Genomic DNA, 18349 nt, shown 5'->3' with positions numbered 1-18349 from the left:
GCAGGCTGGTCGAACGGGGTGTCCGTTTTGTGCAGATCTTCCTCGAAGAACAGCCCTGGGACAGCCATGCTGACCTCGCCGCCAATCACCGTGCCATGTGCCAACGAACTGATAAACCGGTTGCCGGCCTGCTTCGAGACCTCAAGCAACGGGGCCTGCTCGACTCAACCCTGGTGATCTGGGGCGGTGAATTTGGTCGCACACCCACGACACAGAAATCGGCCAACGGCTTCTCGGGCCGCGACCATAACATGCAGGCTTTCACTTCCTGGATGGCCGGCGGCGGTATCAAAGGGGGAACCACCTACGGCGTGACCGATGAATTCGGGCACAGCGTTGTGGAAAACCCTGTCAGTGTCCACGACTTCCATGCCACGATTCTCCATCAGCTGGGGCTCCATCATCAGGAACTCTTCTATACCCGCAGTGGACTCGAAGAACGCCTGACCGGTGTCAATCCACCTCGCGTGGTCAGGGAGATCCTCAGTTGAACTCTCCGGATTGTGAATTCAGTCGACGCGAGTTTTTGACGACCGCTACTGCAATCGGGTTGACCTCGACACTGGGACGACAAACCTTCCTGTCTGCAGAGCAACAGCCAGCTGAGATCGAAATCATTGATACCAACGTCAGCCTGTTTCACTGGCCCTTTCGACGACTTCCGCTCGACGACACACAGACACTGGTTAAAAAACTCCAGGCCCTGGGCATTAAACTGGCCTGGGCAGGCAGCTACGAGGGCATTCTGCATCGTGACATTTCTGCCGTCAATCAGCGGCTGACTGACGAATGCCGGCGTTATTCAGAACTCGTCCCCATCGGTTCCATCAATCCCACACTGCCTGACTGGGAATCCGACCTGCAGCAGTGCCAGCATAACCACCAGATGCCGGGCATCCGCCTGCATCCCAACTACCACGGCTACACACTCACAGATCCACGTCTGCAGGCGCTGTTAACCCAGGCCACCACAGCAGGTCTGTTCGTCCAACTGGCTGTCTCTCTCGAAGATGTACGCACTCAGCATCAATCGCTGCAGGTGCCTGATGTCGATCTTGCACCGCTTCCCGAACTGGCAACAAAAATCCCCGGGCTCCGGCTTCAACTGCTGAATGCAAAACTCAGACCGGATCTGCTGAACAAACTTTCTCAAACGCCGGGCATCTACTTTGACACAGCCCGCGTGGAAAGTACGGACGGCGTACCAGCACTCATGGAACGTCTTCCTGCTGGACGCGTCCTGTTCGGTTCCCACGCCCCGTTTCTCATTCCTGAAGCGGCTTTGGTTCGCGTCTATGAATCTTCAATTCTTGAGAATGCAGATCTGAAATCGGTACTCACAGACAATGCGACGCAATTCATTTCTGCCAGTAAAGCGAGACAGAAACATCCGGCCAGGGTTCGAGTCAAAACACACGATTCAACAAAGTCGACTCCCCCACGCCTGTCAGCTGGTCTGCCTGACAGCGAAGTACTGGAAAACTATCGCATCTGGGATTCGTATTTCACGCCCGCACATTCACATCCGGGCCGCGATGGCAGCACCAGCCTGATCGCAGAAATTGAACGGGCGATGCCGGCCATCAAAACAGGCCGGTTCGAAAAGCTCTGCTATTTCCCGCACGTCGGCATCGGAACGACCACGGATCGCGAACTGGAACAGAAGCTGAAAGCACAGCCGGATCTCGTCGAGATACCACTGAAACGCTGGCCCGATCTGATGCTGGGCATGATCCAACTCAACGCCAACAATGTACCCGCTTCGCTGGACGCACTCAATCGCTGGCTACAGGACGGACCCATGCGCGGCGTCTATTTTCCCGGAGGCGGACCCGCGGCACTCACGTGTACCCATCCCAATTTTGTCCCCCTCATTGAGCGGATTGCAGAATTGAACGGCGTGATCATGCAGCATACCTGGTTCATCACCGGCGGCAAGAAAAGTCCTGGGATGACGACCCCCTCCGAACTGGCAGTGCTGGCGAAACGCTTCCCAGAGCAGAAATTCATCTGCGCTCATTCCGGTGGCGAATGGGAACGCGGCATTCGGGCGGTCCGTGACTCGGAAAACATTCTTGTGGAAACCTCTGGCTTTGACCCCACTGCCGGTTTCATCGAAATGGCAGTGCGGGAACTGGGCGCCGAGCGCATTATCTTCGGCAGCCACCTGCCCTCCCGATCGCTGGGCACAGAGTTATGCAAAGTCACCGCTGCGAATATTTCGGAAGCCGACAAACGGCTGATTCTGGGAACCAATTTCCGCAAGCTGCTGACTCCCGCTGCTGATTAGAGCGCATCCATAACGTCTCTCAGTCGATTATTCGCACTATAAAAGACCCGGGAGACGCTACACTCAAACGGGACACAGTCTGGCAGGACCGCATCACTTTTCAGTAAAACAAGCATCCAAAATAAAAACAGTCCCCGAAAACCAGATGTTTTCGGGGACTGTCTGTCATTCATTCATTATCAGAGGAATCAACTAATCCAGCAGAGGATTATCTCCCTCTGCCACACCGCTGAAGAAGTCATCAATCTCAGGCAGACGACGTTCCGAAGCATCCAGGGTTTCACCCATCAGTGAATCATCACTGTCCAGGTCATCGTATCCCAGCGTATGCCCCATTTCATGCAGCATGACGGTCAACAGATCCATTTGACCAAAGGCTGCACTACCGATACCAGCCACTAGGTCACCATCGGCGTCCAGGCTGAACTCGCTGCTGTCGAACGGCGTATCATCTACGAACCAGCCATAACCGGCAGCATTGATATCAATCAGTATCGTTGTGGTAGTCGCTCCTCCCAGCATGGCATCAGGCAGATCTGCCAGGACAAAGTTGACCGATTCCAGCAGGCTGATCTGAGTTTCACTCAACCCGGTTGCTTTCCAGTAATTCAAGGCTGCATCACGCACGGAATCCAGATCTGACTGCGTAATGGCAGGAGCATTGGAAGGACTGACTCCTGCTGCTGCCATCAATGGACCGGTACGTTCGATGCGAATGGCGTCGGCCCGGATTTTTCCATTAGCGGCATTATCAGTCAGTTCGACAGAAATCGAACCACCGGCTAATACATTCACAACTCCCAGAATTCCCCAGTTCGCACCATCACTGTTCAGATCATTGGGAGCAACTCGCTGATTGACCACAATCGGGCCACCAGCGTTGATTGAGTACTCCGCATTGGTAGCCAGGCTTCCATGAGCAGCCCAGGTTGCATAGACCGTGTAGCTGCCAGCAGTCAGACTGCTGAAGTCCCACGTGGCAGTTCCGTTAGCACCGGTCAACAACTGACGGGTATCACCCTCGAAATAAGTCACCCAGTTTACCGCGTAGAAGCCACCTGAACTGCTAAAGCCGGCATCCCCATCATCTATAATCAATGAAGCATTCATCGTGGCAGAAAGATCAATCGTGAATGGTGCTTCGTCAGCATCATCATTGGGAATGGTCAGAGTTCCGCTATACAGTCCGGCAGCTGTCGTATTGTTAAATTCGACTTCAAAGGTTGTTGACTGACCGGCGTATAAGGTGTTTGTCCCCAGCGGTACAGAAATACTGAACCCGGCAGGAGCAATTACGGGACTCAGATTCAGGGTATCGGTTCCCGTATTCGTAATCGTAAAGGTCTGGAACAGCGATTCACCATAGAAGGCCGTCCCCAGATCGAGACTGCTGCTACCACTGGTCAGGTTCACAGCCCCTGCCTGTACTTCAATTTCAGGAGCAATCGAACCGATAGACAGGATATCCAGACGCATCGCATCGGCGGCCAGTTTACTGGTTGCGCCATCATCCAGCAATGTAATCGTGAATGTACCACCGGCTGCAACCTGGAAGGTACCGAGTGTTTCCCAGCTCACGCCGGCATCAGTAAAGTCGTTGGCAGCAAATCGCTGGTCCAGGGTAACAGTGATATCACCACCCTGAATTCCCGAAATCACGAACTGAGCATTCGATTCCAGACCACTATGGGAGGCCCAGTGTGAAGAGATACGATAGGTACCTTCTGCCAGATTGGTGAATTCCCAGCTGGCCGTATTCGAACCAGGCTGATCGCCTCCGAATAATTCATCCTGGTCATTCTGGTAGTAATCGTAGACCGAGGTAGCATATCTTGGAACCCAGTCACCTGTGGTGCTGTAACCAATATCGCCATTATCGATGATCATACTATCTGATGCTGAACCGGAAACGGTAAAGTTGAACGGATTCGCATCGGATGAATCAACACCGAAGGAGACCACACCGGAAAAACTTCCCGCTGAGCTGGCATTCATCTGCAGTGTAAACGTTGTGGATGCACCTGGTGCCAGATTGGATGAACCCAATGGACTGACTATGCTGAATCCAGCAGGTATCGAGATCGTACCCAGCGCCATGTTTCGTTCACCATAGTTTGTCACGGTAAATGTTTTAACGACGGGGGCGCCCTCAATCGTATCATCAAAATTGACCGTGCCACCATCAGCCAGGCTATCGCCGTCCACTACGACATCGACCACTGGATCTACCACTCGATAGATGCGAATCTCATCAGCATAGATCAGACCGTTGGCTAGATCATCCGTCAGCTCAACTATTAAAGAGTTGCCTGTGATCTCTACAGGATTACCAATGTATTCCCAATTAATCCCATCATCCAGGAAGTCGTTGGAACTGACCCGTTGATTCACCCGTACGGTGACGGGAAGTGCTCCCCCGATGATCGTGTAAGGTGCATTGGAAGCAGCGCCATGACCGTTCATCGTCACATCAGGATTGACATACCAGTGAGCTACCACCTGGTAACGGCCTGGTTCTACAACAAAGTTCCAGGTCGCTGTATTGCTACCGGATCCGGTCTGGAACGGTTCACCAGCGGTCAGGAAGAGAGGATCACCCACGTTACTTGGGGTATAGCCTTCCCAGGTCCCTGTTGGGGTGAAGTCGGAGTCGTTGATACCAACCGTTGCCGGCCCTGATTCTCCGCGAACGGTAAAGTTAAAGGGATTCTCGTCAGCGTCACCGGTTGTGAAGGAAATCTGACCGAAAGTAGTACCATTCGTGCCACCGTCAAACTGAATGCTAAAGGTAACACTGTCCCCACCGGCAATCGTGACTGGAACATTGTCCGTACCGAATGGTGATGCGGGATCAATACTGAAACCAGGTGGGAATTCAATCAACCCTGTTACATCCACGTCATCTGCAGACAGGTTGGTGATTGTGAATTGCTTGATCACCGGGATTCCCGGAATCGTGCTGCCGAAGTCGACAATACCGGTGTCATCATCCACGACGATACCACCGTCAACAGTGATTTCCAGATCCGGTTCCGGCAGATATTCGATACGAACGGCATCGGCAATCACACCGTGAGCTGACTGACCGTAATTATCACGAATGAAATTACTGGCCTCGTTCGTCAAAGTGACGATCAGTTCGCCATCAACACCGACAGTAAACGATGAACTCAGATCAAACCAGGCAACACCATCTTCGATGAAACTGGATGGTGCTACGCTCTGATCTACATCAATAATCGCACCACCGTTAATAGAATAAGGGGCATCTGTCACACGATTATAGAGTTGAGACCATGTCGTAGAGACCCGATAGTTCCCTTCTGCCAGCCCGGTAAAGGTCCAGGTGGCAGTTTCCGTTGGCGGTGCTGGAGTATTGCCCGGATCATTGGGAACAGCCGCGGAGATATCTCCTTCGTAACCGTTAGATCCTGCATTCACCCCGGTTGAAAAATCCACAAAGCCAGGTGCTGAAAAGTCCGAATCTCCATTGTCGATGATAACCACGTTGGAAACCTGACCATCCAGCAGAATATTGAAAGTCGATTCATCCACGTCATCCGTATCGAATGAGAAGATACCGGAACGGTCACCAAAGCTGTCCGACCCCATGGTAATGGTGAAGGAAATGGTAGAGCCGATTCCAATCGCCTGTGCTGTCAGATCCGTGGTATAACCGGCGGGCAATGAAATGTTGCTGATATTCAGTACGGCTGAGCCATTATTGGTAATTTCAAACGTACGCACCACATCGGTCAGCAGTTCGGTCGGGCCAAACTGAATTCCGTCTGGATGACCGTCTACAATCAGCGCCGGCGGAGCCAGAGCATCGGTTACATCAACCAGTTCAATCTCCGGTCCGTCAGAAACCCGTTCAATCCGAATCGCGTCAGCGGTAATACGCCCGTTGGCCAGATTCGTCAGCATCACAGTCAGCGTTCTGCTGCTCACAGAGAATGTCCCGAGGATTTCCCAGGTTGTGCCATCTGCTGAATAATCATCCGGAGTCACCTGCTGATCTACATCGAATGTCCCCAGGTCAAAGGCTGTGCCGCCAATCTCGGTTCGGGCTCCGTCATAGACAGTAAACGGTGCATCTGTAGCAGCAAACGGATTCGATGATTCGGGCCACGTGACGGAAACACGGTAGACACCAGGAGTCAGGCCAAAGAATTCCCAGAATGCCTGGGCAGGGCCGTTACCAATCGGATTAAAACCAGAAACCGAATGAATGTCGTCATCAAATCCGACTCCATTCGTGATTGCTAAGTTCTCCGGATTGTAAGGCCAGTCTCCGGTAATTGTGAATCCCGGATCTCCGTTATCTACGATGAAGGCGGGATTATCTTCAAAAGGTGTGATATTTTCGAAGTTCAGGTACTGGACTGTTCCCACGCCATCCGCAGTCAGAGAGAAACCGGTATCGATTACTTCCTGTCCCTTGGCATCGAAGTCCAGCACGTCTGTTCCTCCCTGCCCGTCTGCAGAACGCAGAACCGGTGGTCCGTCAATCGGGTAGTTGCCATCCTGGGAGAGTGGATCGATATAGATATAATCGTCGAACTGGCTGCCGACCACATTTTCCATGAAACTGGGATTGGTGTCCGGCTGTTCGGGCTGGATCTGTCGCAATTCGACGGTATTGCCGCCAAACACATCCTGAGGCGTGTTGATAATATCCACGTCAAACGTGATACCAGCACTGGCAAAACGGAAGTCGATGGTGTCGTTGCCGTGAATGTCAGTAATCACATCGGCACTGCCACCGGCTCCCGGTTCCATCAGGAACACATCGTTGCCGCCATTGCCGCTTCCACCTTCCAGGATACCACCACCTGCGTCAAAGCCACCCCCATCCAGGATGTCACTGCCGAGGCCGTCACCCAGGATGTTGTTGTCGTTGTCGCCGGTGATATTGTCATCGCCATTACCACCGAAGACATTTTCGATGCTGTTGTCATCGTCACCGCCACCAGTGCCGGCTACCAGACCACCACCAATATTGGTTGCAGTTCCTGCAAACAGGTTGACTGTGACGCCGGTAACGTAGTCACGGTAATCCAGGCTGTCATTTCCCAGACCCCCGTTCAAAGTTCCAGACAAACCATCTCCGGCACTAAGGTCGAAGCGATCGTCCTGTGAACCACCAATCAGGTTCTGGAAGCTGGTGAAGTTCAGACGTTCTTCTGCTCCACTGGCAGTCGTATCGGCTCCGGTTGTCGGACGACCGCTGCTCAGCGGCAGACGATCAGCAATCAACATTCCCCCATCGAGAGTGGTGATCCCCCAGTAGTTATTCAAGTCCGGTCCCTGCAGAGTATCACTGCCGGTTGTACCGATCAGATTGTCGATATTGTTAAAGCCAAGGCTGGCGGGACCGGTTCCGAGAATACTGCCATTGTCTTCACGTCCCTGGAACCCGTCAGAACTGCCAAGACCGGTCAGAACTACATTCACAACCGGAGTGTAGCCGCTGTAATCAATCGTATCATTTCCATTCCCGCCGTTGATGAAGCCTCGCAGCACATAGCTGTCCACGAAAATGAACTCGTCATTTCCATTATGCCCCAACAGGCGGGTATCAACGCCAACGGGCGTATCACCCTGCAGGAAGAAATCATCGCTTCCCTGGAAACCGTTGATCGTCACGATACCCAGATCTTCCTGTGCTCCCAGGTTGACGTCGATCACATCGTTACCGGCAGTAGTCATCAGATCCAGATTGTCAATCAAAGAAAACGTCACATCGATACCAGCGGAACTGCTGAGACCGTCTACGGTTGTAGAAGTGACTTCAATCGTGTCACCGCTGCCATCGCCGGTATCCACGATCTCCAGAAGATCGCTTCCGTCCTGGCCGTTCACTGTGATGGCGGCAAAGATATTATCGACGGTATTTGCACCATCAAACAACTGGAACCGATCATTACCCAGTCCACCCAGCATGGTGACATTCGTAACCGTGCCGGCAGGCGTGGATCGCACTCGGATCCGATCATTGGAATTATCGGTTCCCGAGATATCACCGGCATTCAAAACAATATCGGTCAGAGTGGTTGTAGAGTCCAGGCCGATCAGGTCCAGCACATCAGCGCCCATTCCGGAAAGAACCTGCAGGTCACTGAAGCCTTCGAAAAGTACATTGGTAAATTGCATATTACCAACAATTTGCGAGATTCCGTCTCCAGCATTCCCGTCATCGTTAATGGCAATCTGGTTCGTGAGTGAATTGGAAGAGGAATCCACCCGCAATTCACCGGCAGCAGTCCCACTGAAGCCCACACCTTCCAGACGGGCGAACGACAGCCCCAGGTCAATATCGGTGCCTCCGATGGTAGAAGAAGTGATATTACCACTGCCCGCACCATCCATAGTATCCGTGAAGTAAGCGACATCGTGAGCTGTTGCAAAGATCACATTAACAGAGTCTATACCTGCACCACCATCGTAGTGAATCGTAATGTCATCCACTGTATAGGCTGGCGGATAGGTTGCATCCAGATAGGTATTCGCAGAGGCATTCAGATGCGAACCAGCAGACCCGGTCACTGCCGGAGCGGCCACCTGGAAGAAAGGCAGATCGCCGTTCGCATTTTCTTCGATGTTCAAGGTCTCGTCATCGGTAGACCCCACTACAGTAAAGGACAGTATATTGGCTTGAGCTCCTGTAAAGAAGTTGTCGTTGTTGATATCCAATATCAGGTCTGTACCTGAGTTATCTACCGTCGCATCAATCGTATTACCGTTTCCATCCTGGAATCCGGACTGGAACATATCCAGTACCAGATGATAAGACCCGGCACTCGTATTGACATTTTCAATACTAGAATAATTCACGGCCAGTTCCGTATCGGGGGCCAGGAAGCTGAATGCTCCTGAACCGGCATCAACTCCCAGAGTCAGAACCGGTGCTGAAACCAGACCACTGAAGTCCAGGTTGAGCACATCACCGGGAACAGTAGGTAGCGTTGGATCGCCCCCGTTGATCGTAATCGGTGAATCTTGTGTCGGCAGAATGTTGAATGTATCGTTGTCGTCTCCACCGTTGATCGTGGTGAGTGTGGCGTCTACATTGCCCAGCAGATCAACGGTAGCTCCCGTGCCATCGGTAATCGGATCAACGTTGATCTCAATGGTGGTCGCAGCTCGCACGGTGCCCGTCAGTGACAACAAGAAGTCATCACCAGAGTTCAGCACGACATCAGCTGTCGTTGATTCAACAGTCACGCCGGCATTGATCGTCAGGTCATCCCCGGCACCAGCTGCATCGGTGGATGTCAAAGTAACGGTCCCGGCTGCGGTCACATTACTGTCAACGGTCAGCGGGCTGGCAGTTGTAATCGAGACAGCGCCATTGGTGGAAGTCACACCAGACAGCGGCGCGACATCACTAATCAACAGGGCTCCCGTATTGCTGATGACGACATCATTATCAGTAGTAATCGCAGCCAGCGTTCCGACAGCGGTCTCAATGTCTTCGTCCCCTGTAGAAGTACCAATGCCGTCCAAAGCACTGATCGACAACTGCCCCCCGCTGATCAGAGCGGTTTCTGCAACGGTGTTATCAACAATAGATCCACTGCTCGAGTCAATCGTAATGATACCACCGGCACTTTGCAGGTCAGCCAGGCTGATATTATCAGTTGCGGTCACATTCAGAGCACCACCCTGGGCATTGACCACGGAACCTTCTGTTTGAACAAAGGCACCACCGCCGGTGGTGTCACTGTCGGCTGTCAACGTCACCACTGCTGCAGAATTCGTATCAACCACAGAAGCGGCATTCAGATTCAGATTGTTTTCTGCCAGCAGGTCAATGGCTCCGCCGTTGGTTTCTACCGTACTGTTGACATCAATATCTCCCTGTGCGTCCACGAGGATCGTAGCAGCTGCTCCGGTCGCTTCAATAATGTCATCGACTGTCAGCGTACCGCCTGTCACCAGTGAAATATTATCGAGCGCCGTAATACCAGCCAGGGTATCAACAGTGCCAACCGTAAACCCGGTGGAACTTTCAATGAAAATATCACCAGCCGCTGTTTCTGCGGACACTGTTCCGACAGCCAGATCGATATCATCGGCCCCGGTAGCACCAATGCCCGTCGCAGCCCGCAGGGCCACGGTATCAGCGGTGATTAATGCTGCTTCGGATCCACTGATATCGGTAATCGCACCGGCAGAAGTCGTCACCTGGACTTCACCACTGGTATTCACATTCGCCAGTTCGATGTCATTGGCTGCATCAATGTCAATCAGACCGGTGCCACTGCTGGTGACAGTGGAAGTGTCCGTCAGAGTCACAGCTCCAGCTGAATCAATGCCGATCGCGAAGGTGCTGTTGTTGGAAATAATCGACAGGGCATTCAGAACAAAATCCCCACCGGTATTCTGCAGCAACAGATCACCGCCGGTTGCCGTGATATTTTCCGTCACTGTCATCGTGTCGGTCGAAGTAATCGTGGAAGAACCACCAACGGTCACTCCGTTAATCCCGCCCGCAAAACCGATATTGATGGCCCCCGTGTTATCAACATAGAGGCTCCCGGTCACATTTGCTTCCAGGCTGTCTACGGCCAGTTCGACTTCTGTTCCCGAGGCACCGACGTCACCGGTTGCCCGCAGATCTGCGTTGGTGGCCGTCACCAGGCTGGTTCCGCTGATCGAACCGTTCGTCGCATTCATGGAGACATTTCCACTTGTCGTAATTGCAGCATTCAATGCAATGCTGCCAGCGGTAATGTCTAAGTTCCCTGTTCCCACATTGGTCGGATTCGTCAGAAATGTAACCGTATCATTGGTGCCGGCGATCACTGTCAGATTTGCTGTAAAACCAGCATCGACACCTTCGATGTTAATAGTATCCGCACCATCACCAATCGGAATGACGAGCGCATTTTCCGTATAAATGGTCACCGTACCTGTGGGATTAACAAAGTTGACTGATTCTCCCAGTGTAGAATCGATCAGCGTTTCCCCAACAGTAACATAATTTGAAAGCGTGATGGTTTCATCAGCAGCTGCGGTGAAACTGAAAGTACGATCGGTAGCAACGATCTGGTCATCAATCGGCTCTAACCCAGTATAAGTGATCGTCGCTTGTGATTCCCCATCCAGGAAAATGCTACCATCACTGGCACTCGTGAAAACATGCCCTACCGAGTTGACAGCTCCCGTGCGCTCAAGAATGAGCTCGTCATTTCCACCGGTTCCGCCTCTGAATTCGATCTGAATGTCCGTAGTATGATCGATAGTGTCTAGATCAATGGTCAAAGTATCGTTCTGGCCATCTTCACCGTGAATTACCAGAGGACCGTTTATGGCAGCTACGGGAAATGTCGAGATGATCGTACCAGAAACGGTTTCGCTGAGAACAAAATTCCCTCCCACGATTTCCAGCGTGTACTGGTCTGCGGCGCCGTTGTTGGGTACTGTGATTTCCGGCGTGGAGTCGACCATATGAATCACAACATCGTTTCCGTCACCACCCAAATAGGTCAGGTAGGCATTTAACCCGCTACCCAGGAAATTTGTGAACACATGACCTTCAGGGTAGCCAACGAACTCTCCAGAAACCGGGTTGACTCCATTATTCTGAATTAAAGTAAACCGATCACCATCAGCGGGATTGAACCCATCAATCAGGTTCAGGTCCGCACCATTTAATGTCACGTCACCATTCACAACAATCTGATCAAATCCGGAACCAGCTGTTGTACCGTTGATTTCGATATCAAGTGCGTCATCACCATTTAAAATCAGATCACCGTTAATCACCACCTGACCGGGACTGGTGCCCGGGTGCAGGGAGACAGCCTTGCTGCCTGCGTCAACGTTGCCCGCGTAGCTTCCCGTGAGAATACGAACGGACTCTCCTCCCGCTGCATCGTCGATTGCCGGCTGAATAGCCATACCGGGTCCGACATAATAATCGGTCGAGGAAATCTCTTGAACCACGGCACTTAACGGATTCACTGCTTCTGCCGCAACTTTGGCAACAGCATCGAAGGGATCTACGAAGTACCATTCGCCCTGGGGCAACCCAGACGTATCAAAGTCGGTGGAGACCGCATCGAGGCCGATTTCATCCACAAAATTCGCAAGGTTGGGGACCGAACCCTCGCCCTGGCGCTGGACCGGAATTGTTACGTTATTCAGCGAAAATGACTCGTTACCAGTGAGGATCAGGTTGATGTCGGGTGCATTTCCCGGTCCGCCAGGCAGCCCGGTAACCGAATCCGTCATCCCCGAGTCATCATTTGTCAGGTCGACCAGTTGAAATCCGATATCAACATTCGTCAGGTTGACAGCACCATCAATAGTGACATCCTGCTGCCCGCCGAACCGAACGAATGCTCCCCCTCCGAAGTTAAACGACTGAGTTAAAGCCGAAATGCCGACTTCTGCATTGGTAATGCTGACATTGTCGACCGAGAATGAAGTGGGCCCCTGAAACGCAACAATTCCGTACTCAACCGTGTCGGCAGAAAAGTCTTCGATCGTCACTCCCTCTGCATCAACAATTCGAATGCCGTCCTGGCTCGTGCCGAAGCCAATATCGAGAGGTGTGTACGCCCCGTCCGGATCCACACCGAAGGTAGTAACGTTTCTGATAACCGAATCATTGGAACCGTTCAACTCGATCCCACCGGTGACGTAATTCTGGAAAACCACATCTTCGATCGTAGTGCGATCCGCAGTGGACATGAAGATACGCGAGTAAGATTGGCCGGTGTTGGAATCCAGATTCTTGAAGCCGTCGACGAAGATGTTCTGGATGGTCACATCAGTCGCGGTGATGTTAATGACGTGGTTGCTCGCCTGGCCGCCCGCACTGACAGGAGCATAGACCGTTCCAACTCCCGGGTCTTCGTCCGCACCGGCACCGATCAGCGTCACCGACTTGTTAATGTTTATTCCGTTGCCGCCTGCTGCGCCCGCTTCTGTGTATTCTCCGGCGGCAATATTGACCGTTCCCCCAGCATCCACACTGTCAATCGCTTCCTGAATCCGCCCTACCCCCCCTGTTTGTGCACCTAACGTAGTGACATTGAGTATGGAGAAATCACCCTGAAAACCTGCCAGCCCCACGTTTGTGTCTGCACCGTCATTCAAGAATGAAGTGAAGTCGACCATGAGTGGTGTGCCGCCATCTGCGTCTTCCATTAACGCTGCAATACTACTTTCGCTGGTGGTTCCCCACCAGTTTCCCGAGGCATCGACTGCGGTTGTCTGGTCACCGAAATGTCGAATCGCTTTGGCATCGCCGCGAACGCCGCCATCGAGAAATGTGTTATTGTTGATGTGAATCGTAGATGCATCGATCCCCGATCCTCCATCGGGGAGACGCAATCGGATCCCGTGAGTCGGCTCGGCAGCACCGGCGACATCGTTGTAGTGGATTACGTTATTCTCGATTGTCACGTTCTCTGAAACAGTCGTGCCGTACTGTCCTCCCCAGAGCTCGAATGCCTGCCCAAAGAAACCAGGGCTGGCTTCGATGTTCTGGAATGTGTTGCCGACGATTTCACCACCAATTGTTCCAACCTGAAAACCAGTGAAGGTATTCCCATCGAAAGTGTTTTCTCGGATCTGAATATTACCAGCAGCGCCCATGTTCATCCCGACGCCGCCTGTAAACTCGTTCTGTTCGACGACAGCGTCATTGATCGTGCCGCCGTTTTGGAAGATTCCCCCCGTCGTTCCAGCGAAGTGGTTTCCGACAATGTGCATTCTCTCGAAAGAACCGCCTCCACCGACCACCAACGCATTTCCGTCTCCCGTGAACTGAAAGAGGTTTTGTTCGACTGTCAAATCATCAAACGAACCGGATTGCAACTGGATGCCACCTTGAACCCCCGGAATATTTGTGTTGTTGAAAATGTTGTTGGCAATGGTCAAGTTATCCGCACTTGCGAAGCTATCGATCACACGTCCGCCGTTTCCTTCGAAGGAAAAACCGTCGATTGTGACATCGTTCGCAGTCGGCTGAATCGCATAAAAACCATTATGGTCAATAATACTTTCGGCTGCTCGGGCCATGCCATTCGGGTCGATACCTGCATTAGCTCCGAGCAAATCGACCGACTTGTTCAATGAGATCAGCCCGCTATAAGTACCGGCGGCGACATTAATGGTCGCGCCTGAGGCAGCCAGATCAATGGCGTCCTGAATCTCGGCGCCACCAGCAGAACCTTCAATATTTACGGTGGTCACATTTCCTGAAATACTGGCGGAATTTAAATCTCCATCCAGAGTAACTGTTGTGCCATCGAAGACGATACTATCTGCTGCTACCGAAAAGCCATTATCGAGATCGAACGTTTCCGCATTAAACTGGATCGATTTCCCCGCAGCCAGTGAAACAGAAGCATCGACATTGATTGTATCAGTTTCATCGTCGCCATTGATGATAATGTTGGCACTGTAGTCGGCAGCGAGAGAAATGATGTTGATGGTATCTGCACCAGTCCCGGCATTGATAGTCAACGTTCCCGTAGGGTTGATAAAGTCAGTCATTTCTCCGAGAGAAGAATCGACTCGGGTCTGTCCACCGCCCAGATCAGAGATCTCGATGGTCTCAGCGCCCCCGGTATAAGTCAACGTCACGTTTGTGGCGTTAACGGTGGATGTAACCGGCTCCAGACCGGTATAGGAAATGAAATCTGAGCCTGAGTTATTCAGCCTGATGCTTCCGGTACTGGGATCCACATAGAGAAACTCCATGGAATCCAGGTTGCCACCAACCAGTTCTAAAGTATCATGTCCACCAGCCCCACCATTAAAGATTATCTGGAGATCTGTCGTTTCATCGATACCGGTCATATCGATCGTCAATGTATCGTTCTCACCAGCTTCGCCATTGATGACCAGTGCGCCACCCAAAGCAGCAAGGTGATAATTGGAAATTATATTCCCTGAACCCACTTCAGTAATAACGACGTTACTGCCGATGATCTGCAGGGTATATTCATCCGCAGCACCATCATTGGGGATCGTCACAACAGGACTGGGGATCTCAGTATAAATCGCAACATCATTACCATCTCCGCCTGAATAAGTCAGAAAAGCAGAAAGCCCGGCGACTCCGAGAAAATCGGTAAACTCATGCCCTTCAGGATATCCATTAAAGGTTCCAGTAACAGGATTAGGTCCATCATTTTTGATCAGGATAAACGATTCTGCAATCCCTGGGGTATGACCATCAATCAGGTTCAGCGTCGCACCACCCAGTGCCAAATCTCCGTTGACGACAAACTGGTCGTATTGTGTTCCAGCAATTGTTCCATTGACTTCGATATCAACAATGTCGTTGCCGTCCAGTTTCAGATCACCATCAATGACCACCTGCCCCGGACCGCTGCCGGGGACCAGCTTCACACTTTTATCAATACCCGTTGCTGTGGCATCTACGTTACCTGCATAGGTTCCACTGGCGATATTGATCGTCCCACCAGAAGTTACCGCAACAATGGCTTCCTGAATCCGGCTCAAAGGCCCGGTCTGTTCCCCCAGGGCGGTTACATTCACGACGCTGAAATCACCCTGAAATCCAGCGGTTCCACCATCTGTATCCGTGCTGTTATCCAGGTAGGAAGAGAAATCAACCCCTGGAGTCATCAAGGCAGCAATCGCTGTTTCATCGGTGATCCCCCACCAGTTGCCCGAAGCATTGACTGTCGCGCCGAACCCACTGACGACCCCCAGGCTATTTCCTGCCACTGAGTTGTTGTTGATATTCAGCTGGGCACCAGGTGTCAGTCCGCCGGGAAGCCCATTCAGTGTGTCAAAAACACTGACGGCTGCGTCAAAACCGGTAATCGTATTGTTGGTCACGTTGATCAGCGCTGTTGCAGAGATCGGTCCCATGTCTGCATTGTTGGTGTCGACGTAGAGAGCGGATGTCTGAACGCCCGCAGTATTACTGTCAGACAGAGTATTTCTGCTCACAGTGATATTGTCAGAGCCGCCCATCAAGCGGATACCAAACACATTGTTTGCACCACCTGAGGTGGAACCAATGAAGTCAATGGTATTGTCACTGATCACTACAGGAGCGTGGCTGGAACCGGAGTGCAGTGAAACGTCAATCCGTCCCCAGTTGGCAGTGAGATCTCCGACGTCACTGGTAATGGTATTCCCTGAAATCGTGACCCCCTGTTCCAGAGGTACTCCGCTACTGTTGAGCTGAATCGTTGGCTTGTCAGCACCGGAAAAATCGTTGTCGGTAATGAAGATATTACCAAAGTCAGTGCCGGAACCATTGTATTTGTTGTTCAATACGATGTCACGGAAGTTGTCAGTAAACGTGTTATCGCTGAATGTGGAATCGCGCAGTTCTTCAGCATAGATACCAACATTGGTGATGTTGCGAATCTGTGAATTGGTCACTTGAAGATCGCTCAGGTGACCACCTGTCGCATCACTTTTGCTGGCTTCGTTGATGGCACTTGACAGGCCATTAAAATCAGTGTTATCGACATAAATCCCAGCAGCGACTGCAGTCGTGGCCATGCGGATGCCGGTACCGCTCGTCCCTACGAAGAAACTGTTTGTAACACTGAGATTCGTTAAAACGGCATCATTGTGTATCTCAATACCATACGTACTGATATCGCTGAAACGGACGTTATCAACCTGTAAGTTGTCGACAGCAGAATTAACGCGAATCCCCTGTGATGCGTTAAGCATTTGAAGATTCATATCCTCAAAGCTCACATCATCGGCAGTCACGGTAAACAGATTACCGGTGCCACCAACAAAAGTGTCAGCTGTCCCTGCACCGTCCAAAGTCACTGATTTATCAACATTCACATTCTCATTATATGTACCCGCGGCAATATGAATGGTTGCCCCTGATGCAGCCAGATCAATCGCTTCCTGAATCCGCCCCACTCCGCCTGTTTGTGCACCTAACGTAGTGACATTGAGTGTGGAGAAATCACCCTGAAAACCAGCGGTTCCATCTTCCGTATCTGTGCCGATATTCAGGTAAGAAGTGAAGTCGACCTTCGAAGCGTTGCCATCATCACCGTCGCTCTTCATGGAATTAGCGATTGTTGTTGCGTCCGTGATGCCCCACCAGTTGCCGGAGGCATCAACAGTATCTCCACCGTAATGAGCGATGGGGTTGGTGAGTGTTAAGGAGTCAAAAAAGTTGTCATGAGCGGCTACATCGGGTATGCCATTGGAAATGTTATTGTAGACCCCGATACCTTCCAATGCGTTGCTGAAGGCGTTGCCTTCGATACTGACATCAGTAACGAAGTCGTTGGCGACGCCTGCGACCACGTCATGGATGTTGTTGCCGAAAATGTCTACATTCGTGTTGCCCTGGTTATGAATACCGGCGGCCCAATAGTAAATTTCGTTGTTCTGGATCGTGATGTTGTCGTTATTTCCATTAAATGTGGAGAGCACACCACGACTTTCGACTCCTGTTCCCGGGCCTTCCAGAATATTATTCTCGATCGTATGCCCCGTGGTGCCGGTGGCCATGAAGACGGCAGATTTACTGCCAATGCCGGCCGGACCGGCCCCCTCGACGATCTTGAAGCCGTCAATCACGACATCGTTTGCAAAGAGACGAAACCCGCCGGTCAGTTCACTTTCCAGACCGCGGACACCAGGGTCAACCCCCGCAGCAATCCCGGCATTGGCTCCCTGAATAATCACGGAGGTATTCACGATCACATCTTCGGTATAAGTGCCGGCGGCCACGATGATGGTATCGCCTGCGACTGCTGCGGACACCGCTTGCTGGATAGTTGTAAATGCAGTGAAACCAAATTCCGCATTCTGATCATCGCCTGCAATGGGATCAGTATCAGTTCCAGAGAAGTCAGACGTTCCGGTAAAATCATCATCCACAAAAAAAGTGGTGAGCAACGTGCGGTCTTCGAGTGCTTCTGTTGTGGAGATCTGATTTTGAATGATCGACTGCCAGCGTTTGCGGATGTCGCGGCGGTCGCGGGATCGAAAAACACGGCGTTTTGAAATTTTGGAAGTGAGTGTGTTGAGCCAGTTCGTCAATAGCATCCTGTCATTCCTTCGTAAGTGATT

General features: G+C 51.8%; 3 protein-coding genes. 2 read left to right on the top strand and 1 reads right to left on the bottom strand.

Features of this window, described 5'->3' with window-relative positions:
* Together AACZ40_RS16010 and AACZ40_RS16005 are read left to right on the top strand one after the other, a co-directional pair.
* A partial coding sequence (locus AACZ40_RS16010; protein ID WP_339674996.1) for a DUF1501 domain-containing protein occupies positions 1 to 491 on the top strand: 491 nt, incomplete at its 5' end.
* On the top strand, positions 488 to 2290 hold the full coding sequence (locus tag AACZ40_RS16005) for an amidohydrolase family protein (RefSeq protein WP_291174708.1): 1803 nt from the start codon (positions 488 to 490) through the stop codon (positions 2288 to 2290). The genes AACZ40_RS16010 and AACZ40_RS16005, both read left to right, overlap by 4 nt.
* Before the next feature lie 192 nt (positions 2291 to 2482).
* On the opposite strand, the gene AACZ40_RS16000 is transcribed toward AACZ40_RS16005, so the two are convergent.
* On the bottom strand, positions 2483 to 18325 hold the full coding sequence (locus AACZ40_RS16000; protein WP_291174710.1) for a choice-of-anchor D domain-containing protein: 15843 nt from the start codon (positions 18323 to 18325) through the stop codon (positions 2483 to 2485).
* Between the last annotated feature and the right edge of the window lie 24 nt (positions 18326 to 18349).

The sequence above is a fragment of the uncultured Gimesia sp. genome (assembly GCF_963972345.1).
GTDB lineage: Bacteria > Planctomycetota > Planctomycetia > Planctomycetales > Planctomycetaceae > Gimesia.
Note: the sequence above shows the minus strand (reverse complement) of the source record. Positions and strands in the feature narration are given on the sequence as shown.

Excerpts from the sequence above, each read along its gene's own strand:
- AACZ40_RS16000 (WP_291174710.1), bottom strand. The coding sequence starts at position 18,325 with ATGCTATTGACGAACTGGCTCAACACACTCACTTCCAAAATTTCAAAA.